18 protein-coding genes and 1 tRNA gene (1 of these 19 only partly in view) are annotated in these 22,680 nt (G+C 65.9%); 8 read left to right on the forward strand and 11 right to left on the reverse strand.

All coding sequences use genetic code 11. The features are described from left to right. Both AC1DSO_RS21065 and AC1DSO_RS21070 read right to left on the reverse strand, forming a co-directional pair. Positions 1–1,242: glycosyl hydrolase 2 galactose-binding domain-containing protein (locus tag AC1DSO_RS21065; protein ID WP_477070670.1), on the reverse strand; the 1,242-nt coding region annotated here is incomplete at its 3' end. A 20-nt stretch (positions 1,243–1,262) separates the two neighbouring features. Next, on the reverse strand, positions 1,263–3,323 hold the full coding sequence (locus AC1DSO_RS21070; protein WP_477070671.1) for a glycoside hydrolase family 43 protein: 2,061 nt from the start codon (positions 3,321–3,323) through the stop codon (positions 1,263–1,265). Between the two features lie 384 nt (positions 3,324–3,707). On the opposite strand from AC1DSO_RS21070, the gene AC1DSO_RS21075 reads away from it, so the two are divergent. The 3 genes from AC1DSO_RS21075 to AC1DSO_RS21085 are packed head-to-tail and all read left to right on the forward strand — an operon-like array spanning position 3,708 to position 6,965. Further along, the gene (locus tag AC1DSO_RS21075) at positions 3,708–4,325 is read left to right on the forward strand and encodes a glutathione S-transferase family protein (protein WP_477070672.1); all 618 of its coding nucleotides are present in this window, start codon (positions 3,708–3,710) and stop codon (positions 4,323–4,325) included. A gap of 58 nt (positions 4,326–4,383) precedes the next feature. Next, positions 4,384–6,444 (forward strand): 2Fe-2S iron-sulfur cluster-binding protein, encoded by a 2,061-nt coding sequence (locus AC1DSO_RS21080; protein WP_477070673.1) that lies wholly within the window; start codon positions 4,384–4,386, stop codon positions 6,442–6,444. Between the two features lie 56 nt (positions 6,445–6,500). Beyond that, entirely contained in the window at positions 6,501–6,965 is a 465-nt protein-coding gene (locus AC1DSO_RS21085) for a nuclear transport factor 2 family protein (protein ID WP_477070674.1), read from the forward strand. 61 nt (positions 6,966–7,026) lie between these two features. Here AC1DSO_RS21085 and AC1DSO_RS21090 read toward each other — a convergent pair whose 3' ends face one another. Next, positions 7,027–7,923, reverse strand: coding sequence for a LysR family transcriptional regulator (locus AC1DSO_RS21090; RefSeq protein ID WP_477070675.1), 897 nt, complete (start codon positions 7,921–7,923; stop codon positions 7,027–7,029). Between the two features lie 168 nt (positions 7,924–8,091). Further along, on the reverse strand, positions 8,092–10,983 hold the full coding sequence (gene galA / locus AC1DSO_RS21095) for a beta-galactosidase GalA (protein WP_477070676.1): 2,892 nt from the start codon (positions 10,981–10,983) through the stop codon (positions 8,092–8,094). A gap of 418 nt (positions 10,984–11,401) precedes the next feature. Between galA and AC1DSO_RS21100 the strand changes: the two genes are divergently transcribed. After that, the gene (locus AC1DSO_RS21100; RefSeq protein ID WP_477070677.1) at positions 11,402–11,728 is read left to right on the forward strand and encodes an Arm DNA-binding domain-containing protein; all 327 of its coding nucleotides are present in this window, start codon (positions 11,402–11,404) and stop codon (positions 11,726–11,728) included. Between the two features lie 248 nt (positions 11,729–11,976). Here AC1DSO_RS21100 and AC1DSO_RS21105 read toward each other — a convergent pair whose 3' ends face one another. After that, positions 11,977–12,213, reverse strand: coding sequence for a helix-turn-helix domain-containing protein (locus AC1DSO_RS21105; protein ID WP_477070678.1), 237 nt, complete (start codon positions 12,211–12,213; stop codon positions 11,977–11,979). Positions 12,214–12,308: 95 nt separating this feature from the next. Here AC1DSO_RS21105 and AC1DSO_RS21110 point away from each other — a divergent pair, with 95 nt between their 5' ends. The 4 genes from AC1DSO_RS21110 (at position 12,309) to AC1DSO_RS21125 (ending at position 16,174) form a co-directional block, all read left to right on the forward strand. Continuing rightward, positions 12,309–14,279 carry a hypothetical protein gene (locus AC1DSO_RS21110; protein WP_477070679.1) on the forward strand — a complete coding sequence of 657 codons (1,971 nt, stop codon included), beginning with the start codon at positions 12,309–12,311 and terminating at the stop codon, positions 14,277–14,279. Positions 14,280–14,363: 84 nt separating this feature from the next. Beyond that, a tRNA-Cys gene (locus tag AC1DSO_RS21115) sits at positions 14,364–14,437 on the forward strand. A gap of 166 nt (positions 14,438–14,603) precedes the next feature. Beyond that, complete coding sequence (locus AC1DSO_RS21120) at positions 14,604–15,656, forward strand: acyltransferase family protein (RefSeq protein ID WP_477070680.1); 1,053 nt, start codon at positions 14,604–14,606, stop codon at positions 15,654–15,656. A 206-nt stretch (positions 15,657–15,862) separates the two neighbouring features. Beyond that, on the forward strand, positions 15,863–16,174 hold the full coding sequence (locus AC1DSO_RS21125; RefSeq protein ID WP_477070681.1) for a hypothetical protein: 312 nt from the start codon (positions 15,863–15,865) through the stop codon (positions 16,172–16,174). Positions 16,175–16,375: 201 nt separating this feature from the next. Here AC1DSO_RS21125 and AC1DSO_RS21130 read toward each other — a convergent pair whose 3' ends face one another. The 6 genes from AC1DSO_RS21130 to AC1DSO_RS21155 all read right to left on the reverse strand — a co-directional run. Further along, entirely contained in the window at positions 16,376–17,488 is a 1,113-nt protein-coding gene (locus tag AC1DSO_RS21130) for an acyltransferase family protein (RefSeq protein WP_477070682.1), read from the reverse strand. A 15-nt stretch (positions 17,489–17,503) separates the two neighbouring features. Further along, positions 17,504–18,781: a polysaccharide pyruvyl transferase family protein gene (locus AC1DSO_RS21135; RefSeq protein WP_477070683.1), complete on the reverse strand. Its 1,278-nt coding sequence runs from the start codon at positions 18,779–18,781 to the stop codon at positions 17,504–17,506. Between the two features lie 21 nt (positions 18,782–18,802). Beyond that, a complete protein-coding gene (locus AC1DSO_RS21140; protein WP_477070684.1) occupies positions 18,803–20,137 on the reverse strand; it encodes an oligosaccharide flippase family protein in 1,335 nt (444 codons plus the stop codon). Next, positions 20,134–21,084 (reverse strand): UDP-glucuronic acid decarboxylase family protein, encoded by a 951-nt coding sequence (locus AC1DSO_RS21145; protein ID WP_477070685.1) that lies wholly within the window; start codon positions 21,082–21,084, stop codon positions 20,134–20,136. The genes AC1DSO_RS21140 and AC1DSO_RS21145 overlap by 4 nt, the downstream gene beginning before the upstream one ends. A gap of 302 nt (positions 21,085–21,386) precedes the next feature. Beyond that, the gene (locus AC1DSO_RS21150; RefSeq protein WP_477070686.1) at positions 21,387–22,562 is read right to left on the reverse strand and encodes a DUF1501 domain-containing protein; all 1,176 of its coding nucleotides are present in this window, start codon (positions 22,560–22,562) and stop codon (positions 21,387–21,389) included. Between the two features lie 99 nt (positions 22,563–22,661). After that, positions 22,662–22,680 carry the end of a DUF1800 domain-containing protein gene (locus AC1DSO_RS21155; protein ID WP_477070687.1) on the reverse strand. The gene runs 1,436 nt beyond the window's last position, so 19 of the gene's 1,455 nt are visible here — the last part of the coding sequence; its start codon lies off the right edge, out of view; the stop codon is at positions 22,662–22,664.

Below are 22,680 nucleotides of genomic sequence, written 5' to 3' on the forward strand. Positions count from 1 at the left end.
GGTGTTGGTGTTGAAGGCCGCGCCCAGGGCGCCGAGGTCGTGGTGGTTGTTGACGCCCTGGATCGCCACCCTCTGGCCGTTGACGAAGAGGCCGTCGCCCGCCGTTCGGATCGCGCGGATCCCGAACGGCGTCTCGTAGCGATCGACCACGCGGCCCGCCTTCGCGACAGTGGTGACGGCGACATAGCGGTTGGGTTGCTGCCGGGGCGGTGGGCCCCACAGGCGCGGATTGTCGATCCGGACCGAGGCCGGGAAGTTGGCGCTGCCGCCCGCCGGAACCATGGCCTCGACGGGCGCCAGCCGCGCCACGGCCGCTCCGGTCCGTCGCCCTTCCGCGTCCAGGGCGTAGAGCTCGGTGCGGACCTCGACCTCGGCGGCGGTCTTGGCGTCGTTATCGACGGCGACGTCGATCTCGACCTTGGCCGCCTGGGCCGAGACCTCCGGCGTGCGGACGGACACGCCCCACTGCCCGACATGGACGGGAGAGGTCTTGGTTATCCAGACGTCACGATAGAGACCGGCTCCGGGATACCAGCGCGACGACTCCGGCGGATTGTCCAGGCGAATGGCCAGCTGGTTGACGCCGCCGGGCGCGACATAGGGCGTCAGGTCCAGGCGCCAGGAATTGTAGCCATAGGGCCAGCCGCCCACGAGCCGACCGTTCAGCCAGACCGCCGCGTAGGACATCGCGCCGTCGATATCGAGGAAGATCGACTTGCCCGCGTCCGACGCCGGAATGTCCAGCGCCTTGCGGTACCAGCCGACACCCCAGCTGGGCAGCCGGCCGACGCCGCCATAGGGCCCCTCCGCCAAGAACGGTCCCTTGATCGCCCAGTCGTGCGGCAGGGTCACGGCCTGCCAAGACCGGTCGTCGAACCCGGCGCGCACATAGGAGACCTCGCCGCCAGGATCGCCAGCGGGACGGACGTGGCGCTTGGCGGGGTCCTTGAGGAAGGCGTTGCCGGTCGGGAGGATCCAGGGCTTCAGCACCGGGCGCTTGCCCGCCTCGAGCTTTTCGGCCTCGTCCGGACGGGCGTCGGCGGCCTTGCCGTCGGCCGACTGCTTGACCTCGGGCCGCACGTCATAGCGCAGGCCAGGCGGCGCGTCGGCCGGATCGCCGAGCGTGAACCGCCAACCCTTGTCGATCAGGATCCGCTCGCGAGGACCGGTGTCCGCGGCCGACGCCAAGGCGGGTGCGGACATGGCCAGAAGGGCCAGGCCGAGGCAGACGAGGCGGTTCATGCGAAGCTCTCGGAAGCGGATCACGGGGTGCGACGCCAGACGAAGCTGACGCCGTCCTCGCGGTCAGCGGTCGGGCCGGGACTGTCGGCGACCAAAGCGTTCGTGGCCGAGTCCAGCCGCAGGTAGCGGTGGGTCTTCAGGGACATCAGGGTGATGTCGCCAGCCAGGCTCTCGATCCATTGGAAGGTCTGGGCCTCGCCCGTCCCGCCCGCGGTCCACACGGCGCGGCCGTCGCCATCCACCGTCAAGACTTGGCCGTCGCGCTCCAGGCTGAGCCGCCCGGGTCCTTGGGTGACCAGGCGCACCGGCGCCGCCAACGGATCGTTCCCGTCCGCGCGACCGACCGGCCGCAGCGACACGGTCCCGTCGGTCGGGATCGGCTTGGCGCCGCGTCGATCGGGCTGTTCCAGGGTGAAGCCGTCGAAGTCGGCGACGCCGCCTTCATGGCCCTCGGTGTTGAACGCGAACAGGGCGTAGCGCACGCCCTGGAAGGTGATCAGCTGGAAGACCGAGACGAAGTCCTCGCCCAGCGGCGTGAAGCGCACGCCGTCGGTCGACCACGACAATTGGTGACGCTCGGTCAGGAAGTCGCTCCCGACGCGGAACCAGACGCGCCGGACGTCCTTGCCCAGCGGCGTGGTGGTCCGGATCGCGCCCTGCTCGTCGAAGCGAACGATGCGCGCGCCCTCGGCCGTGCGCTCGACACCAATCCAGCCATAGGGGCGGTTCAGCAGGGCCAGGCCTGCGACGTCGCCGGGCTTCAGGCCCGAGACATCCAGCGCCGCCGTCGCCGTGGCGCGGGGACCGACCGTCCGCTGGGTCAGGCTGTTGCGCGCGGACAGGAAGTCCGTGGCCGGCTGGCTGGTCAGGCGCAGGAAGCCCGGACGCGCTTTCAGCGACCACTTGTCGTCGACGGGGACGTGATTCCACTGCCAGACGGCGCCGAGCTTGGGACCCGAGAAGTCATCGTTGCGCAGATACGGCGCGTGCGGCGCCGACGGCTTGGCGGTCTTCGGCTTGATCCAGGTCCGGGGCGTGCGCGCTAGGTTGCCAGCCAGGCCGAAATAGGGCCAGCCGTCCTTCCAGGTGACCGGCGACAGGGCGGTCAGGCGGCCGATCGAATTGGCGTCGTACATCGACACGCCCCACCACTCGCCGGCGGGGGTCTGGACGATCGTCCCCTGGTGCAGCGAGCCCCAGTTGCGCGCCGACGGATCGGGCGGCGTGATCCTGAACGGCGGCTTGCGGTCGTTGGTCCGGTAGCCCTTGGCCAGGCCGAAGTCCTCGCCGACGCTGATGGCCGGATTGACCTCCCACGGCCCGGCCAGCGAGGTCGCGCGGGCGGCGGCCATGCGCATGCCGTCCCACTCGGCGCTGAAGATGAAGTAGGTCTGGCCGAACTTCACGAAGTGGGCGCCCTCGCCCATGCCGGCGCCCTTGGCGATCAGCACCCGCTCGGCGCCCGGCACGATGTCGGTCAGGCTGGCGTCCAGCTGGGCGAAATGGATCTCCTGATAGCCCCACACCACGTAGGCCTTGCCGTCGTCGTCGAACAGCACCGACAGGTCGTGCAGGCTGCGCTTCATCGGCGTGCGCGTCCAAGGCCCCTTCGGATCGCTGGCCGTGAACAACTGGGTCGTGGCGCCGTTGACGTTGCTGAAGATGTAGAACTTGCCGGCATGGTGGCGCAGCGACGGCGCCCAGATCCCTTGGCCGTAGATCGCCTTGCCGCCCTCCAGCCGGTAGGCGGGCCCCAGGTCCAGCTTGTCGACGACGTAGGACACCAGGGTCCAGTTGACGAGGTCCTTCGAACGCAGGAGCGCCAGGCCCGGCATGGCGTGCATCGTCGTGCCGGTCATGTAGAAATCGTCGCCGACCCGGATCACGTCCGGATCGGAAAACTCGTCATAGAACAGCGGGTTGGAATAGGTGCCGTCACCGTTGTCCGCCGTCCAGGTCGCTTGCGACGAGAGATTTGGCGACGCGGGATTTGGCGACGCGGGATTTGGCGGCGGAGGGTTTGGCGTCGGGGCGGCCGGCGACACGGCCAGAATCGCGGCCGCCAACAGGGCGAGGGTCATGATGGCGGGCTCCCATACGGTCTCGTGTCGAAGGACGCCGGCCGCGGACGCAGGCCCACGAAACTCCCGCCTCCCGGCGAGCCGTTGAGGCGGCGCGCTCAATTGTCTGAGTTACCGGTAACTTTTCATCGGAAAACCGAACAGTCAATCGGCGTGCGGTCGCTCGCACGGGACACGGGGCTGGCGCGGGGATCACCGGCTTGGCGATCGTCACGCCCCTGGCCAGGCGTCCGGCGGAATTGGCCAGGCGCGGCGTCAAGGAGCCGCCGACACTATTCCGCTTTCGGCAACAATGAAGTGCGTGGTCCGATCGTTCTCGCCGTCCAGCAGCGGCGCCACCTTGCCGTTGCGGCTCGGGACCGGGCGCCATTCAGGGACAAGACCATGAAGCTCTACTACCATCCGCTGTCGGGCCACGCGCATCGCGCCCGGCTGTTCCTCTCGCTCCTGGGCGCGCGCCACGAACTGGTCGAGGTCGACCTCAAGGCGGGCGCGCACAAGACGCCGGAGTTCCTGGCCCTCAATCCCATGGGCCAAGTGCCGGTGCTGGACGACGATGGCGTCATCGTTTCGGATTCGAACGCCATCCTGGTCTACCTCGCCAAGAAGCTGGACCGCACCGACTGGCTGCCGACCTCGCCCGTCGCCGCCGCGGCGGTGCAGCGCTGGCTGTCGGTCGCGGCGGGCGAAGTGGCCCATGGCCCGGCCGCCGCTCGTCTGATCACCGTCTTCGGGGCCAAGCGCGACGCCGACGAGGTGATCGGCCGGGCGCACGCCCTGCTGCGCAACCTCGAGGCCCACCTGGCGGGTCGCGAATGGCTGCTGGATCAGGGTCCGACCGTGGCCGACGTCGCCCTCTACAGCTACCTCGCCCGCGCTCCCGAAGGGAATGTCGACCTGGCCGCCTATGGTCATGTGCGGGCGTTCCTGCGCCGCATCGAAGCGCTGCCCGGGTTCGTCCCGTTCGTCGAGACCCCGGTCGGCCTTTCCGCCGCCGCCTGATGCCTGGGCCGGACGCGCCACGCGGCGCGTTCGGCCGCCCCAAGCCGACAGGTTCGTCATGAACACCCATGTCCCGCAGACGAAACTGGCCCCCTGGCACGCCGGCGAGAAGGCCCTTCAAGAGAAGGTCGGCGTCTCCGACCGCATGGAGGACGTGGGTCGGCGCGTGATCCGCGACTTCATGCCGGACCAGCATCGCGAGTTCTACGGCCGCGTGCCCTTCGTCGTCGTCGGCGCGGTCGATCACGCCGGCGCGCCATGGGCCACCCTGTTGGCCGGCGAACCCGGCTTCATGCGCGCTCCCACCGACAAGTCGCTGGACATCGCCGCCCGGCGGGAGGCCAGCGACCCGGCCTCGGAAGGCTTGGCGGAGGGCGACGCGATCGGCCTGCTGGGCATCGAACTGCACACCCGTCGCCGCAACCGCATGAACGGCGTCATCGCCGCCGCTAGCCCGGCCCAGCTGCGGGTCGAGGTCGACCAGAGCTTCGGCAACTGTCCGCAATACATCCAGCTGCGGAACTACAGCTTCGTGCGCGACTCGAAGTCGCCGGCCCCGGCCCTGGTCGAGGAGAGCGACGCCCTCGACGCCGAGGCGCGGGCGATGATCGCGGCGGCCGACACCTTCTACGTCGCCTCCTATGCCGAGCGGGACGACCGCCGGCAGGTGGACGTCTCGCACCGCGGCGGCAGGACCGGCTTCGTCCGGGTCGCCGACGACGGCGTGCTCACCATCCCCGACTTCGCCGGCAACCTGTTCTTCGCCACCCTCGGCAACATCCTGCTGAATGGCAAGGCGGGGCTCGTGTTCGTCGACTTCGAGAGCGGCGACCTACTGCAGATGACCGGCGAGGCCGAGGTCGTGCTCGACTCGCCCGAGATCGCCGCCTTCCAGGGCGCGGAACGCCTATGGACTTTCCGGCCCCGGCGCGTGGTCCGCCGGCGCAACGCCCTGCCCCTGCGCTGGGCGTTCGAGGCGAACGGCTGGTCGCCCAACGCGCTCATGACCGGCGATTGGAGCCAGACGGCCGATCGTCTCAAGGCCGCCGAGCTGAAGGCGCGGTGGCGGCCATTCAAGGTCTCCAAGATCGTCGACGAAAGCCGGACGATCCGTTCGTTCTATCTTCAGCCCGAGGACGGGGCCGGGCTGCTGACGCACCAGGCGGGGCAGCACCTGCCGATCCGCCTCACCCTGCCCGGCGCCGATAAGCCGGTGATCCGCACCTACACGCTTTCGGTCGCGCCGTCGGACGGGGTCTACCGCATCAGCGTCAAGCGCGATGGCGCGGTCTCCGCGCATCTGCACGACCACGTGCGGGTCGGCGACCTGCTGGAGGTTCGCGCGCCGGACGGGGCCTTCACCATCGACCCGGACGCCGAGCGCCTGGCGGTGATGCTGGGCGCGGGCGTCGGCGTCACGCCGCTGATCGCCATGCTGCGCCACCTGGTCTACGAGGGCCGGCGCACCCGCCACATCCGCCCGACCGTGTTCTTCTACAGCGCCCATTCGAAGGCCGACCGCGCCTTCGACGCCGAGCTCGCTGAGCTCGCGGCGGCCGCCGAGGGCTCGGTGACCGTCATTCGCGTCCTCAGCGACACCGACGACGCGCGAGCCGGAACCGACTTCGAGGCCGAGGGCCGTCTGGACCTGGCGATGCTGTCCCGCCACCTGCGACCGGGCGACTACGACTACTACCTGTGCGGACCGTCGCCCTTCATCCAGACGCTTTATGACGGGCTGCGCGGCGACGAGGTTCCCGACCAGCGGATCCATACCGAGGCCTTCGGGCCATCGTCGCTGAAGCGCGCCACTATGTTGGGCGGACCGCCACCGGCGACCAGGCCGGTGTCGGTGATCTTCACCGAGTCCCTGAAGGAGGCCCGCTGGACGCCTGGTCCGCAGACCCTGCTGGAGCTGGCCGAGGCGCGAGGCCTCAATCCGGAATACAGCTGCCGCATCGGCAGTTGCGGGACCTGCCGCACCCAGCTGATCAAGGGCGCCGTATCCTACCTGACGCCGCCGACCGCCCCGGTCGGCGAAGGCGAGGTCTTGATCTGCTGCGCGGCGCCGGCGGCTTCGAGCGACGGAGCCGAACCTCGCCTCGAACTCGCGCTCTGACGCGAGCGCCAACGCCAACCCAATAGGGCCGGCCCTATGCCCCCCGGAGATCCGCCATGTCACGTCCCCCGTTGCCGCCGTTCACCGAAGCCTCCGCCCTCGAGAAGGTCCGGCTCGCCGAAGACGGCTGGAACGGCCGCGATCCGGCCAAGGTCGCCCTGGCCTATACGGAGGACACGCGCTGGCGAAATCGGGCCGAGTTCCTGAACGGCCGAGCCGAGGTCAAGGCGTTCCTGACGCGCAAATGGAACCGTGAGCTCGACTATCGGCTGATCAAGGAGCTCTGGGCCTTCACCGGCGACCGGATCGCCGTGCGCTACGCCTACGAATACCACGACGACAGCGGCCACTGGTTCCGGGCCTATGGCAACGAGAATTGGGAGTTCGGCGAGGACGGTCTGATGCGGGTCCGTCACTGCTCCATCAACGAACAGCCGATCGCCGAGGCCGACCGCAAGTTCCATTGGCCGCTGGGCCGGCGGCCGGATGATCACCCCGGCCTCAGCCACTTCGGCTTCTGATCGGCGCGCTGGGACGTCCGGCGTCGCGCAAGCCAATCCGCAGATGCGTGGCTGACGTGCTCTAGTTGATGAGCCGGTCCGCCCGCAGGCGGCTGGCCGCGAAGTCGATGAAGGTTCGGACCTTGGCCGGCGCGTGTCGCCCTTCGGGATGGACGATGTGGATCGGCAGCGGGTACTCCTCGTAGGCCGACAGCACCGTCTGTAGCTCGCCGGACAGCAGCGAGGGCGCGACCTGATACGACAGCAGCCGCGTCAGGCCGAAACCGCCGATGGCCGCCTGCAGAGCCGCGTCGTTGGTATTGCAGAACAGGCGTGGAGAGACGTGGACGGTGCTCTTGTCGTCCTGGCCAAAGCGCCATTCGGTCGAGGCCCAGGCGCTGGTCGCCGAGATGATCGCATGGTTGGCCAGCTCCGCCGGCGTCGCGGGCGCGCCGTGCTTGGCGAAATAGCTAGGCGCGCCGCAAACGACGCGGCGCACCGAGCCGACCTTCAGGGCGCTGAGGCCGGAATTGGCCAAGTGGCCGATGCGGATCGCCACGTCGACGCCTTCGTCGACGATGTTGACCACGCGATCGACGAACAAGGTCCGCACGCTGACATGCGGATATTCCGCCAGGTAGTCGGTGACGATCGGCAGGACGTAGCGCTGGCCGAACATCACAGAGGCGGTCAGCGTCAGGACGCCGCTGGGACGCGCGTAGCTGCCCGCGGCGCTCGCCTCGGCCTCGGCGAGGTCGGCGAGGATGCGCGAGCAGTCCTCGAAAAAGCGGGTCCCCGCTTCGGTCAGGGTCACCGAACGCGTGGTGCGGACCAACAGGCGGGCGCCGATCGTCTCCTCCAGGGCCGCCACCGCGCGGGTCACGGCCGGGGGGCTCATGTGCAAGTGCCGCGCGGCCTCTGCGAAACCCTTGGCTTCGGCCACCTTCACGAAGACCTTCATCGCCTGCCAGCGATCCATCACCCCGTCCCTTTCCCTTTGTCGCTTGGGATAAGATCAGCGCCGCCGCTTCGAGGCTAGAAGCCTGCCGCCGTCAAGAGACCAAGGGGATAGGGCGGATCGAAGTATTCGGCGCCGGCCGCCCACCATTGTCGATCAAGCCATCTCTCGGACCGGTCCCGAGCGCGGTCACTCGAGCTCTGCGACGATCACCTCCGCGCCCATTCCGAACGGTTCGCCGGGCGCGGCGGCCATCAACACGGCCACGGTCCGCTCGCCGTCCTTGGGCGGCAGCGGCGCGGTCAAGGCTCCGGGCGCGGCGTCGGCTTTTGTCGCGACCCTGACGCCGTCGATATAGATCTCCGCCGAACCGATGAGGCGGCCGAACACGAGCTTCCCGCCGGCCCGCCGCACCGACGCGCGGGGTGTGAAGCTCGCGCGATAGAGGACAAATCCGCCCTCGGGATCGGCGTCCTGCAACAACCCCGGCCGCGCCCAGGTCCAGGAATTCATGTCGTGATCGGCTGGCCTCGTCGACGGGTCGGGACGAGCTCGCGTCACCGGCGACACGCGCCAATCGGACAAGATCGAGATGGGCGCGGTCCGCGGCGCCATTGGACGCGCCCCGACGTTGACGGACAGCTGTGTTTGCGCCGCGCGCAGCCCCGGCGACGACGCCCTCAGGCGCAGGACGCCGCTGGATCCACGCTCGGTTTGGACGATCACCTGGGCCAGGCCGTTGAACAGGCTGCGCGCGTTTCCCTTTTCCGGCTCATGGCAATTGGGATCGCCGTTGCCCAGGCCGATGATCCGGCCATTGTCGATCTCGAACGTCACCGGCAGGTTGGCCGTGGGGACGGCTCTCCCCGCCTTGTCCAGAGCCTCGACGGTGATCGGCGCGGCGTCGGCGCCGTCGCCGGTCAGGACGGAGCGATCGGGCGTCAGGCGCAGCGCCACCGGCGGGCCGGCGGTCTCGACGATCGCCTTCGACACCAGCCGACCGCCGACATAGCCGATCGCCTCCAGGCGTCCAGGCGCATAGGGCACGGTCCAGGACGGCATGACGAAGGGATCGACCGGCTGGCGCGAGATCAGTTTGCCGTTGAGGCGAAGTTCGACCGTTTCGGCGTTGGTCAGCGCCATCACCTTGATCGGTTGGCCTTCCTTGCCCGGCCAGGTCCAGTGGGGAGCCAGGTCCAGCAAGGGCCGGTCCTTGATCCACTGCGCCCGGTGCAGGAAGAACGCCATCTTGGGGAAGCCGCACAGGTCCATGGCCCCGAAGAACGAGCTGACCGACGGCCATGCCAGGGGCGAGGGCTCGCCGCGATAGTCGAAACCCGACCACAGGAAGGCGCCGGCCACGAACGGGCGCTTGGCGATCGCTTCCCAGGCCTTGCGATGGGTGGCGCCCCAGGATGCCGGCTCCTCGTCGTTCTCGGCCAGGATGTTGCGCGAGCGATCGGTGAACCATTCGCCCCGGGTCATGAACGAGGAGGTGTCCTCCGAACTCATCAGCGGCAGGGTCGGGTGCTCGGCATGGAACCGATCGTACTTGTCGGGCTGATAGTTGAAGCCGACGACATCGACGGCCTGCGAGACGTTGATCGGGTTGAACATGCCGTCGTTCATCGCGGCGGTGACCGGGCGGCTGTCGTCCAGGCGTTTGACGGCCGCGACCATCCGCCGAACCATCTGATAGCCCGCCTCGGTGCCCTGCATGGGTTCCTCGTTGAACACCGACCACAGGAAGACGCTGGGGTGGTTGCGGTCGCGACGGATCAACCATTCCAGCTGCCGCATGTAGTCGGGGCTGGGATTGAAGTTGCGGTTCTCGTCGAGGATCAGGACGCCCAGCCGGTCGGCCGCGTCGAGCATCTCGGGCGCCGGCGCGTTGTGAGCGCAGCGGACGGCGTTGGCGCCCATCGCCTTGACCCGCCGCAGCCGGAAATCCCACAGGCTGTCGGGCACGGCCACGCCGACTCCGGCATGGTCCTGGTGCAGGCAGACGCCGTGGATCTTCAAGGGGCGATCGTTGAGGAAGAACCCCTGGTCGGCGTCAAAGCGCAGTGTACGGAAGCCGGTCGAGGAGACCGCTTCGTCGACCACCTGGCCGGCCCGCCAGACCCGGGTTCGCACCGTGTAGAGCGCCGGATCGTCGATCGACCACAGGTGCGGGTCGTCGACGTTCAGAACAAGGCGGGCCTCACCCTGGTCCAGCGACGGGACCTCGGCGACGGCGCGCCCCGCGCTCACCACCTTGCCCCACGAATCGATTAGCTGGGCCTCGACCTCGACCGCCTCGGCCTTGGGCCCGATATTGCCCAGGGTGGCGGCGACCGGCAGGGTCCAGCGCCCCGCCGCGTCCCGTCGCGGATCGGCATGGACCCCGTCGTCGGCGATGTGCACGGCCGCGCGCTTGGTGAGCCAGACGTGACGGTAGATGCCGCCGCCCTCGTACCACCAGCCCTCCATGGCGTCGGCGTCGACCCGCACGGCGATGCTGTTGAGCTCGTCGCCGTAACGGGCGAACGGCGTGATGTCGATCTGCAGGGCGTTGTAGCCGCTCCAGTTGCGCGCCACGACGCTGCCGTTGAACCAGACCGTCGCATGGGTGGCGATGGCCCCAAACTCGATGGACAGGTGCTTGCCGCGATCTGCCGGGTCCAGTCGAAGGGTGCGGCGATACCAGGCCTTGCCGCGAGGGCGGTAGCCTTGGGCGAGGTTCTCGTCCTTGTCGAACGGCCCCTCCACCACCCAGTCGTGCGGCAGGTCGAGCTCGCGCCAGTCGCTGTCGTCGTATTCGGGCGAGGCCGCGCCTCCGGCGTTGCCGGCCTTGGCGTTGGCGTAGGACCAGCCATGGCCCTTGACCTTCGGAAAGGGCACGTCGCCCAGATGGAAGCGCCAGCCTTGGTCCAGCGACACCCGCTCGCCGGGGGGCTTGAGCTGAGGTTTTGGATAGGCGCGATCGGCCTGGGCCGTCATTCCCGCCCACGCCAGGTTTGGCGCACCGCCGGCGCCCGCCAACGCGACGGCCGAACTCGTCCACAGGAAGCGGCGGCGGTCCATGGTCATGCTGCTCATCTCAAATCCTCCGGTGCGCCCGGCAGGGCGGCCGCCGAGCCTGACAGGAAACTTGCATGGGACGGCATGGCCTGCTCCTCTCGCCAACCGTTACTTTCCGCCAGCCCCGGTGCTCTGGCAGCGCCGGTTGACCGCCCCGACGCACGTTATCCGCGCCTGAGGACCGCGCGGATGCTTGTTTGTGCGAAGACGGGGGCGGTGTGGCGGTGAGAGAGTCCGCCAAACCAGTAGTCCCATACCGCATCATACATGCCCGCCGCGTCCCGTTATCATTCTGATTAAATAGATAAATCCGGATTGTTGCATCCAGTTCGTCTCTCGACGTCTCACCAAAATCCAGGTACAAAACAGGACCGAAAGTGGGGCCGAAAGTGGGGCCCAAAAGGTTCGGCGGAGATGTTAGGACGGAGACTTTGCTATGGGCGGACGATCCCTCCACAAGCTGACCGCGATCCAAGCGGCCAAGCTGAAGACACCCGGTCGGCATTCCGACGGCGGCGGTCTCTACCTCTCGATCGATGACAGCGGGCGGCGACGTTGGGTGTTCATCTACACGCGCGGCGCCAGGCGCACGGAATTGGGCCTAGGTGGTGGGCGTGACCTTTCACTCGCGAACGCCCGTGTCGAGGCAGCAGCGTTTCGGACCATGCTCGCGGACGGCCTCGATCCCAAGGTCGAGCGCGCGAAAGACGACCAGGCACAGACCTTCGGCGCCTGTGCCGACGCCTACGTCGAGGCCATGTGACCGTCATGGCGAAACGAGAAGCATGCCGCACAGTGGAAGATGACCTTGGCGGCGCACATTCTTAGGCGCGATCTTTGGGCGGCGGGCGAGGCGATGCTCTTGGCGACAGACGCTGCGCGCTGGAGCGCGATGCAAACCTGCTGGACCGATCCGGGGCGCGACGCGCCTAGACCACGCGGCCATCGCCCCGAAGGACCACATCACGATCGGAGATGAGGCGGGCTTGGCCCACGGCTGCGGAATTTGGCTCACCCGGCGGGGGGTCCAGCCGTCAACAAATCGGCCGGCTCAACACCCAACGCCAGCGCCAATCGTTCGATGTTGTCGAGCGACAGGTTGCGCTCAGCTCGCTCGATAGCGCCGACGTAGGTCCGATGGAGATCCGCCCGCTCCGCAAGGCCTTCCTGACTAAGTTCCGCTGAGCGCCGGAGGCGCCGAACATTGTCAGCAACGACGCGGCGCAGGTTTGAGGGTGGCGCTTTCATCGCGCCAAATTCGGGGCTCTGATGACTATGAGTCGACAGACGATAAGTATCATTCTAAGTGATGACGATACGTAGCAACGGCGACTGGAGGGCAGATGGCCCGATCGACCATCCTCGAGGGAGAACACCAGGGGCGAGCCGCGGGAAAAGGCGCCACCCCGCCGACCGAGGCCATGGACGGGCGATGTCGGCGCTCACGCTCACAACCAACCGCAGCGGCAAACCCGGAGATGACCTTCTCGGCCGCGCTCAAACAGGCGATCCGACGCGGCGGTGAAAGCTGCTACCAGCTTTACGGCGTCCTGCGCGCGGCGGGCTACAAGGTCCCGTACACGAGCCTCTACGCTTGGCGGCGCGGAGACGACCATCCACGGCACGTGGAAAGTATGCGCGCGCTAACCTTCATCGAGCGCCGCTACGGCTTGGCGCCAGGCGACCTCAAGGCGCGACTGCCTTATAAAGGCAGGGCCTGCGCCGGCCACAAACCGCTAGGACTGACGCCGAACGAGCGGCGGCGCTTGGCCTGGCATCTCCCGGATGACTTCAACGAACGCTCGCCGTCGCAGCAGGCGGAGATCGTCGATTGGGCCCGCACGGTTATCCTGACGGGCTCGACAAGCTATCGGCGCTACCAAAGCGCGGCGCAGAAGCRGCCATTCGCCATCGGGTTCTCAGAACAGGCGCGCGATACGGCGAGCGCCTATCATCGGCCGCCAGATCGCAGCGAAAACCGCTGGATCAAGGCCCCTCACCTGCACCGGATCCCCGCCAGCGATGTCCTGGATCGGGAGATCGCCGATCTCTTACGGTTCAAAACCGCGAGGATTACGCCCTTCGGCTTTCGGCGTGTCGGCGTCTGGGGCCAGCAGACCTCTAGCCAGAAGGCCGCTCATCTTGGTCTGCTGTTTGGCGCGATCGCCGCGCCGACAGACGGCGCAATCGGCGGCCTCGGCGTCGCGACTGAAAACCTCACCATCGCACTGCTGGCGTTTCCCAAGATCTGGAACTGGTACATCGACTGGCGGCTGAGCCGCCGCGGATTTCACACGCGTTGGGAAGCCGACATGCTCTGCTTGGGCGTCTCGCTGCTGCGGCGGGAAAGTGGCTGGCTGCGACAGTCACCTCAACTGGCTGACCATTTGCAACCGATTCCCGGACTCCTCACGCCAGACGAGATCGCTTGGGCCCAAGCCGATTGGCAGGCCGCATGCGATGACGGCTACGCCTACGCAAGCGCCTGGCGCAAAGACATAGAACGGGTCGCCAGAGTCCATCGCGATCCATTCGAGCCAATCTTGCCGGTGCTTGAGGCGGAAAGTCCGGTCGGTGTCTACAACCGGATCGCGGAAGAAATTCTTCGCTGGGCGCCGGACGCCAAACACTATCCATTGGCGGCGGCTGAGGCCGCGCGGAGCTACCTCCTCATCAAGATCGGCCTGCACACGGGCCTAAGACAGCGCAATCTGCGGGAGCTGAGAGCGCGCGGTCGCGGGCAGGCGCCGACACCGCTGCGCCAGCTCGAGGCGCTTAGACGTGGCGAGCTTCATTGGGACCAGACGCGATTGGGATGGACGATCACGATCCCATCCGTCGCGTTCAAGAATGCAACCTCATCCTATTTCGGCGATCGCCCTTATGTCCTGCGCCTTCCTGACGTTGGCGGTCTCTACGGCCAGATCGAGACCTATCTATCGACCCATCGCGCGGCGCTTCTGTTCAACGCCAAAGATCCAGAGACCTTCTTCGTCAAAACGGCCCGATATCCCCACCTCCGGGATGCGAGTTATTGCCAAACTTCGTTTTACGAAATTTGGAGACACACGATTGAGCGCTACGGCGTGTATAATCCTTACACCGGCCGGGGCGCCATCAAGGGGCTTCTCCCCCACGGGCCTCACAACGTACGCGATGTGCTCGCGACGCATATTCTCAAGCGTACCGGTTCGTACGAGCAGGCCGGCTACGCCATCCAGGACACCGCCGAGACCGTGGCGCGCTACTACGCGCGGTTCCTCCCCAACGATAAAGCCGCCATCGCAGCCCGCGTGCTGTGGGCCGCCGCATGACCTGCGAATTGCCAGTTGCGGCCCTGCAAACGCTCCTGTATCGAACGCCCTCCCCCGCCGACGTGACTGCGTCGACGCCCGGATGGCCCGGTGGCGGAGTGGTGACGCAGCGGACTGCAAATCCGTGCACCCCGGTTCGATTCCGGGCCGGGCCTCCATCTACTTCTCTATCTATCCTTTCGGGCGACGTCGGTGACGATAGTCGACCGAATGCTGGCGCGCTCGCTTGCGGTCATTCGCCCCAAAACCTCCAAGACTCGCAGCGTTTTCTCCTGTTGAGCTGGCGACAGCATGATAAGTTCAAGATCTGCTATGGGGTTGAGTATGCTTAAGTCGCTGCAGGCAGGGCGCGGTATCGCCGCTTTGATGGTTGTTTTTTATCACCTCAACGGGTCCATTTTCGGAAAGCCTGAGTACGATCCCAATCAAATGCACCCGCTATTCGAAGCAGGGTGGGCCGGCGTGGATTTCTTCTTCGTGCTCTCCGGGTTCATCATCTACCACGTCCACCAGAAAGACATCGGCAAGCGCGGCCGGCTCGGAGACTATGCCTTTAAGCGCTTTGTCCGGATCTATCCGACATATTGGTTGGTCCTGGCCGCCATCGTCCCAATCTACTTCCTTAAACCCAGCTTCGGGGCGGGGTTCGAGACCAATCCGGCACAGATCGCCGCGTCCTTCGCGCTATGGCCGATGCCCAACTATCCCATCCTTCAGGTGGCCTGGACCCTCCGCCATGAGGTTCTGTTCTATCTCGCCTTCGCGCTGCTGATCGCGCATCGTCCGACTGGTATCCTCGTCCTGATGGCCTGGGCGCTCGCATGTGGAGGATGGCTAGCTTCGGGCGCCAAGGACTTCCCGGCGTCGTTCCTCCTGCATGAAGTCAATTTGCTGTTTTTCCTGGGCATCGCCACGGCCTGGGCCTGTGACGCAGCGCGGCTGCGCCCCACGCCGGCCGCGTGCCTCTTGATCGCAGGCGTCCTCGTGTTCCTTCGCTCCACACTAGCTGTCGTCGAAGGCGCACCGGGCGCGCTAACCCATATCGGCTTTGGGATCGGCAGCGCCTTGGCCATCTTCGGCGGCGTGAACCTCGAGCGCGGTGGCCGGCTGCCCGTTCCGCGACTCTTGAGCCTGCTCGGTGACGCCTCCTATTCCATCTACCTTACTCATTTCCTGGCCTTGTCGCTGAGTGCCAAGGTGCTCTATGGCTCACATCTGGATGGGCTGCTGCCCCGCACCGTGATCTTCATCATCCTCCTGGTCGGCGCCACCGTCGCCGGCCTGGCCTTCCACTTCTACGTCGAGAAGCCGGTGCTCAATCTCTTCAAGCGCCGACATAAGGGTGACCGAAGCAACGAAGTCCCAGCGACGTCTTAGCTAAACTCTGCTCTGCGGGCAGATCGTCCTGTCCGATAGGAGCGGCGCTCGGGGGTCGAAGGGCGGCCATGACATGTGTCGCGCGGCGATGCATCTGGACTCAAGCGCGGCTGTTGCCGCATAGTTTTTTTATGAATGCTTTGGCTTCGAGGACGGATTTGAGATTTCGCCCCACTACCCGCCTGACCTTGGCCGTTTTCGGGCAGATGATTCTGACCATGACGGGCTGCGAGCCGGTGCCGGACGCGCCCCTGCCCCCGCCGCAGACGGCAGCGCCTTCCTTCGATGTCTTTGAGCAGGCGCTTATCGGCGTGGCGATCAAGATGATCGAGAGAAACGGCCAGACGGCGAGGCTAGTCTCCCACCACATGTCCAAGACCGCGGCGGTCGAAACGCTCTGCGGGGTCTACTTCATCGAGAACGATCCACTACAGCGCAAGCGATACTTCCTATCCAGAGCCAATGGAGCTTGGCTCCTAGAGGGGCAGAGCGACGAGCGTTGGCAGCGCAATTGCTGACATCCAATCGTCGATACGACCATTTGCATTCGGTCGGCGCAATCGAGCCGCCTGCTCCCGCCCTCGATCAGCCATGTCTCGGCAGTTGATGCGGTGGGCTTGGCGGGCCTGACAGAGGTTAGCTTCGAGCAGGACACTCTCGATCAATCCCTTGCCGGCGAGTGTCCCGAAATAGACGATATGACGAATGTCACGGGCCGGTCAGGACGCGCCGGATTCAGCGCCCGCAGTGACTGTGAGGTTGGAGCTCTTAGGCTTACGGGGACTGTCAATGCCAAGCACCTTGCTCGCCTGCCTGCCGATCGGCTTTTCGAACCAGCGGTAGCACAGCCACGACGCGGCGAGACTGCCGACGACGACCAGGGCGAAATAGATCTCGAGAAACGAAGCGCCGAGGACCTTGCGCCACAGCATGGTGGTAGCGAGCAAGACGAAGGTATGGCTGAGATATAGACTGTAGGAACTGTCTCCCAAGGCGGTCAAGATCCGGTTCAGTCCACTGTCATGGCGCGCATCATGCGTGAAAACACTGAGCGCGACCGCCGAGACAGCGATGAGCGTATAGGCCCACTCCTGGTCGATAGCGGCTGCGGCCAGCAACAGCAGCAGGCAGCCGGGTACGACGCCGGGCACGGATGGCAGGGTCTGGCCAAATAGACGGCGCAGGACACCCAGGGCCAGGCCGGCCAGGAAGAAGAAGAGGATCGGGTCCAGGAGGATCGGACCATGTGGCACGAGCAGGGAGGCCATGGCCGCGCCGCCCAGAACGGCCATGATAGCGACAAGTCCGATCTTCCGCGGCGCGAGGAGGCCGAGCGTGAAGATCACATAGAAGAGCATTTCGAAGTTAAGCGTCCAGCCTTGCCCAAGCATCGGCCGATGCTTGCCCGCCTCGTTCAGGTAGGGAATGAAGAACAGGCTTTTGAATAGCTCGACCGCCGCGAAATGTTCCTTCGGCGCCACGGCGACGAACACCGCCTGAACAAGGGTAAGGCCCCAATAGAGCGGGACGATCCGTGCGATGCGCTTCCGCAGGAACGTCCAGGCGCCTCGCGGACCGCCAAAGCTGTTCCAGCCGACGTGGGCCATGATGTAGCCCGAGATGACGAAGAACACCTCGACGCCGAAATGGCCCAGCTTCTCTGGGAAGGTGATTAGGTCAACGCCGTAACGCTCGGAGAATCGCTCGAGCGAGTCGCCGGTATGCGAGACCAGCACGAAGAGGGCGGCGAAGAAGCGAAGCGCCTGCAACGACACGATGGTCCCTGGATCGGGACTCCGTGGCACGAGGCTCTGCAACAAGCGCTTCAGCATCACCGCCTCCCCCGTTCAGCCGCCGGCCACGGCGAACAGTTTATCGTATGCCCGGTCGATGTGCGCGGTCTGCTTCTCGACGCCCGACAGGCCGGCGACCGAAATGGCCTCGCGGTCGGCCAGGCCCTGTTCGATCTTGACCAGCAGCCGTTTGGCCCAGCCCGTGTTGTCGATCTTCTCAGTCGGGATCGGGTAGCTCATCTGCTGGAAGATGCCCGTCAGCTTGAACAGCTGCGGCTCCATCGAGACCACCGGCGTGCCGCACGAAAGCGACAGGACGGCCGCGTGCAGGCGGCTGCTGACCAGCAGCTCGGCGTCCTTAAAGTCGCCTTGCAGGCCCTTGTAGCCGTGCTGCTCGCGGGCGTAGCTGATCTCATAGCGGTCGGCGTAGTTCTGGATGAACGGAATGTCGTCGTTCATGCAGTTGCTGACGAAGACCAGCGGACGGCCAAAACCCTTCAGGGCTGAGAAGAACTCTTCCCACTCGTCAGCACCCTTGAAGGCTTCCAGGCCGTTGATCGACAGGGCGATGGGCCGCTTGTTCTCGCCGTCCTTAGCGGTGATCGGCGCCTGGCCCGGCTGCAGGGTGAAGACGAGGTCGGGCGCTTCGACGACGCGCTCGGCGGGAACGCCCAGGCGAATGGCCTCGGCGTACGAGCCTTTTTCACGCACGGACACGAAGACGGCGTCGCGATAGACCAGCGAGATTAGGGTGTTCAGGCGCTCGTCGGTGTTTTCAAGGCTGTGGTTGACCACGGCGATCTTGGCGCCGAGCAGCTGGGCCACCCGCATCAGCAGCAGCAAGCGCGCGCCCTCGTCGAGGTTACCGGTCGGATGGAATTCTCCGGCCGGGTTCCAGATCACCAGCTCGGCCCAGGCTAGGGTGTTCAGCGCGACCTGGTTCTCTTCGCGGTCCAGCAGGCCCAGCTTGGCCAGGCGGCCGCGGATGCTGAGGGCGGCCCGTAGCTTCGACACCGTCTTGCGGCGCAGCTTGGGACGTTCGCGCAGTTCGATCTTGTTCTCATCGGCGACCGGCGCGATCACGCCCGAAGCCACCGGCTTGAACTTGGCGATGATCCCCTTGGCCAGGCTGTCGAGGCGCGCCTCGATCTCCTGCGGCGTGGTCCCGAAGTCCGCCAAGCGGATGTTCCGGAAATAGGTCGGGAAGCGGTCCAGGCCACGGATGTCGGCCTTAGGCGCACGCGCATGAACATACTTGATGAGCGCCGCGGACAGAGCCTCATTGCCGGCGTTCTCAGTCGTCATGCGGGTGATGATTGCGATCTTGCTCATAGGCTTATCCACAAGGAGTTGTCAGAATACGGTCGAGGAGACGCCGATCGATCGACGCACCAGGACCGTAAGAAGGGTTTTCCAGACCATCAGGTTGGTCACGACGCCGACGATCGCGCCGGTCACGCCAAAGCGCGGGGCCAACAGGACGGTCAGCACGCAGCTCAGCACCAGGCCCAGCGAAACAGAGAACAGCGTCTGCTTCTCGAAACCGGCCATGTTGGCGAGGGTCGCCACCGATCCCAAGGCGGCGGCGGCCAACTGGCCGGCGACCAGCAGGCGCACGGCCGGGGCGGCCTCCACATAGGCGTGGCCAAAACCCAGGCGTACGACGCGGTCAGCGAACAGCAGGAATGGCAGGCTCAGCGCCAGGGACATGACGAAGCAGAGACGGGCCGAAGTCCGGGCGATCTGGCGCAGGCCGGCCATGTCGCCCGTATGGAACAGAGTCGAGAAGCGCGGCGCCAGCAGGGTGTTCAGGGCGAAGGCCGGGAACGACACGACGTCCGAGCACAGCACGGCGATGCGGAACTGACCGATCTCGGTCGCCGGGATGTAGAAGCCGGCGATGAACAACGCGATATGGCCGGAAGCGATCTGGACCGCCGCCAGGGCGGTGAACGGCAGCAGCGCCGAGAACAGCTGCTTGTTGCTAGCCTCGTGCGGACCAGGGCCGATCTCGCGATTGTAGGTGCGGGCTAACAGGGTCGCGCCGACCACGAAGGCGATGGCGTTCGCGGCGACCGTCATGCCCAGGGCGGCGATGGCGTCGACATGGCCGCGCGACAGCAGAAAGGCGCCGCCGCCGATGAGGATCAGCGCGCCCGGACGAACGATCTGCTCGGGTATCTGCGACGCGAGGGCCGAGCCCAGACCCCGCAGGATCGCGCCCCGGATACTGCCCATGCCGGCCAGGGCGACGGCGGGCAAGGCGATTGCCGCCATGAGCAGCGCGCCCTGCGGCAGCTTCTGGTGAATGACCGCGATGATAGCCGCGGCGATCAGGGCGGTCGCGCCCATGAAGCCGAATAGGATCCGGGCGCTGAAGCGCACGACGCCCCGCACCTGCTCGAGGGCCTTCTGCGAACGGGCGCGCGAGATCTCGCGGATCAGCAGCTGCGGCAGGCCGGCCTCGACCGGTATGCCCAACAAGGTGATGATCGTCAGAGCGTAGCTGTAGACCCCGTACTGGGCCGGCGGCATCATGCGGGCGAACAGCATCGCCGTCACTAGGCCCATGGCGAACCGGCTCAGCCGGATCGCCAGGGACATACCTGCCTGACCGTACAGGCGCGAGCCGGGACCGGTCGAGAAGAACCGGTGGCTCGCGCGCTGGGTAAGAGCGATCAGGCTCATTGGCCGGTGCTGAGCATTTCGTCGAAATAGGCGATGGTCTTGCGCAGGCCATCCTCGAGATGGACATTAGGCTCCCAGTCCAGAGCGACTCGGGCCTTGTCGATATTCGGTTGGCGCTGCCGCGGATCGTCGGACGGGAGCGGCTTGTAGCTGACCTTGGACGCCGAACCGGTCAACGACACGACCTTCTCGGCCAGCTGCTTCATCGTAAACTCGACCGGGTTGCCCAGATTGATCGGGCCGGTCACGTCGTCACCAGTGTTCATCAGGCGGATCAGGCCTTCGACCAGGTCATCGACAAAACAGAACGACCGGGTCTGGTTGCCGTCGCCGTACAGGGTGATGTCCTCGCCCTTCAGCGCCTGGACGATGAAGTTCGATACCACGCGCCCGTCGTTGGGGTGCATGCGCGGGCCGTAGGTGTTGAAGATCCGGGCGACCTTGATCTGCAGCTTGTGCTGACGCCAGTAGTCGAAGAACAGGGTCTCGGCGCAGCGCTTGCCCTCGTCGTAGCACGAGCGGATGCCGATCGGATTGACGTTGCCCCAGTATTCCTCGGGCTGTGGATGAACCGACGGGTCACCATAGACCTCGCTGGTCGAAGCCTGGAGGATCTTGGCCTTCACCCGCTTAGCCAGGCCCAGCATGTTGATGGCGCCATGGACGCTGGTCTTGGTCGTCTGAACGGGGTCGAACTGGTAGTGCACGGGGCTAGCCGGGCAGGCCAGATTGTAGATCTGATCGACCTCGACATACAGCGGCATGGTCACGTCGTGGCGCAGCAGCTCGAAGCGTGGATTGCCGAGGTTCTGGGCAACGTTCATGCGCGAGCCCGTGTAGTAGTTGTCTACACAAAGCACCTCCGCGCCGGCTTCCAGAAGCCGATCGCACAGATGCGACCCAACGAAGCCCGCGCCGCCGGTAACCAAGATCTTCTTATTTTGCATTTGCTTCTCTAATCCCCACATTAGAAGTAATTCGAGCGGCAAGAATGACGGCGAAAGGACACTCCCTCCCTTAATAGGAGGTGTAACCTGACCCTAGCGCAGCCGGTGATGGCAGCGTAACGCCAAATGTCCCGTGAAACGCCCGCCCCCTGAAATTTGGGATCTAATAGGCTATAGTCTATTACAATTGCAACCGCTTCGACGGCGGCTGCTATATTGTCTGGCAGAGCCCGTGAAATTTTAAGAATCTTGATACGGCGGATATTGCGCCTGCGCTTGGCGTGAACCAGTTGACGGAGGGGTCACGCAAGTCCCAGGTCGACCTGTGGGGCCTTCGGAAACACCGCCTCAACCCTCGTCGCGGAGAGACCGAAGACGCCGCCCGCCACGTGGCCGATCAATGTACGGTAGTCTGTCAGGACCGGAAGATCCCGTGCCTGGTTGAGAGACGCCGCCGTGATTTCGACCTGGGGGCCGACCATCCTTCCGCCACGGACTGATCCGCCCAGCACCCAATAGACGCTGCCATGCCCGTGGTCCGTGCCCTTGTCCCCGTTCTCCCGGAACGTGCGGCCGAACTCGGAGACGACGACGACCGTCGTATCAGCCCAGGTGTCGGAGCCCAGTTGGTCGATCAATGCCGTGAGGCCCCGACCGAACTGCCTGGCGCGATCGGCCAGTACGCCCGTCGCAGCGCCCTGGTTGACGTGCGTGTCCCAACCGCCGACGTCCAGGAAGGCGAGGTTGTAGTCTTGCCGCAGCATCTGGCCGACGCGTCGCATGGCGAGTTCGAACGCGCCGGGTGCCGGACCCGCCATGGTCGCACCGATCGAACGGTAGGCCTGATCGCGGACCTTGAAGCCTTCCCCAATAGACCCGGCCAGTGAATGATCCCGGTACATCTGACTGATCAGCGTCGTCTGGTGCGCGTCCAGGGTGGGTTTCCCGGCGGTGACGACGGCGACATTCGGGACCGCGCTCAGCCCCTGAAAGGCCAGAGGGGGCTGGGTCGTGAATGCGATCGGCAGGGATCCACTCAACTGCGCGGCCAGGCGGGCGAGAAAGCCCGATCGATAGTTGCGCGGTCCGCCCACCGGCTGGCCCAGTTCGATGGTGTCCTGGGTCTCAAAGTGGCTGCGGGTGAGATCGTCCGTTCCCGCAAAGGGAATGAAGGCGATCTGCCGTTTGTCCCAGAGCGGAAGGATGCTGTCCTTGAGCGCCGGGTGCAGCCCCCAGTCTCCGTTGAGCGGAAGTGCGGCGTTCGGATCGGCTGGATCAGGCCTGGCTATCGCGATGGTCGGACGCGCTTCGTAGTAGAAATCGCTGCTGGTCGGAATGATCAGGCTAAGGGCGTCATAGCCTCCGCGCAGGAAGATCGTCAGGAAGCGCGGCGTATTGGCGCCGGTGCTCCAGGCCTGGCCCGCTATGAGCGTGGTCGAGGCGGCGAGACTGGAAGTCAGAAATGCGCGTCGATGCATGGCGGAGTCACCGGAACAAGAATTCAGGGGATGAAAGGAACAGTGCATTCCATTCACTTGGCGTCCGCGCCTGGGTAAGCGCGGCTCTGGTGCTTGCGCTCAACCGGCGGTCCTGGCC

This window comes from Caulobacter sp. P4_E5 (genome assembly GCF_056401555.1).

Excerpts from the sequence above, each read along its gene's own strand:
- AC1DSO_RS21090 (WP_477070675.1), bottom strand. The coding sequence starts at position 7,923 with ATGGATCGCTGGCAGGCGATGAAGGTCTTCGTGAAGGTGGCCGAAGCC.
- AC1DSO_RS21135 (WP_477070683.1), bottom strand. The coding sequence starts at position 18,781 with ATGAGCAAGATCGCAATCATCACCCGCATGACGACTGAGAACGCCGGC.
- AC1DSO_RS21105 (WP_477070678.1), bottom strand. The coding sequence starts at position 12,213 with ATGAAAGCGCCACCCTCAAACCTGCGCCGCGTCGTTGCTGACAATGTT.
- AC1DSO_RS21085 (WP_477070674.1), top strand. The coding sequence starts at position 6,501 with ATGTCACGTCCCCCGTTGCCGCCGTTCACCGAAGCCTCCGCCCTCGAG.
- AC1DSO_RS21075 (WP_477070672.1), top strand. The coding sequence starts at position 3,708 with ATGAAGCTCTACTACCATCCGCTGTCGGGCCACGCGCATCGCGCCCGG.
- AC1DSO_RS21140 (WP_477070684.1), bottom strand. The coding sequence starts at position 20,137 with ATGAGCCTGATCGCTCTTACCCAGCGCGCGAGCCACCGGTTCTTCTCG.
- AC1DSO_RS21070 (WP_477070671.1), bottom strand. The coding sequence starts at position 3,323 with ATGACCCTCGCCCTGTTGGCGGCCGCGATTCTGGCCGTGTCGCCGGCC.
- galA (WP_477070676.1), bottom strand. The coding sequence starts at position 10,983 with ATGAGCAGCATGACCATGGACCGCCGCCGCTTCCTGTGGACGAGTTCG.
- AC1DSO_RS21150 (WP_477070686.1), bottom strand. The coding sequence starts at position 22,562 with ATGCATCGACGCGCATTTCTGACTTCCAGTCTCGCCGCCTCGACCACG.
- AC1DSO_RS21100 (WP_477070677.1), top strand. The coding sequence starts at position 11,402 with ATGGGCGGACGATCCCTCCACAAGCTGACCGCGATCCAAGCGGCCAAG.
- AC1DSO_RS21120 (WP_477070680.1), top strand. The coding sequence starts at position 14,604 with ATGCTTAAGTCGCTGCAGGCAGGGCGCGGTATCGCCGCTTTGATGGTT.
- AC1DSO_RS21080 (WP_477070673.1), top strand. The coding sequence starts at position 4,384 with ATGAACACCCATGTCCCGCAGACGAAACTGGCCCCCTGGCACGCCGGC.
- AC1DSO_RS21145 (WP_477070685.1), bottom strand. The coding sequence starts at position 21,084 with ATGCAAAATAAGAAGATCTTGGTTACCGGCGGCGCGGGCTTCGTTGGG.
- AC1DSO_RS21130 (WP_477070682.1), bottom strand. The coding sequence starts at position 17,488 with ATGCTGAAGCGCTTGTTGCAGAGCCTCGTGCCACGGAGTCCCGATCCA.
- AC1DSO_RS21125 (WP_477070681.1), top strand. The coding sequence starts at position 15,863 with ATGATTCTGACCATGACGGGCTGCGAGCCGGTGCCGGACGCGCCCCTG.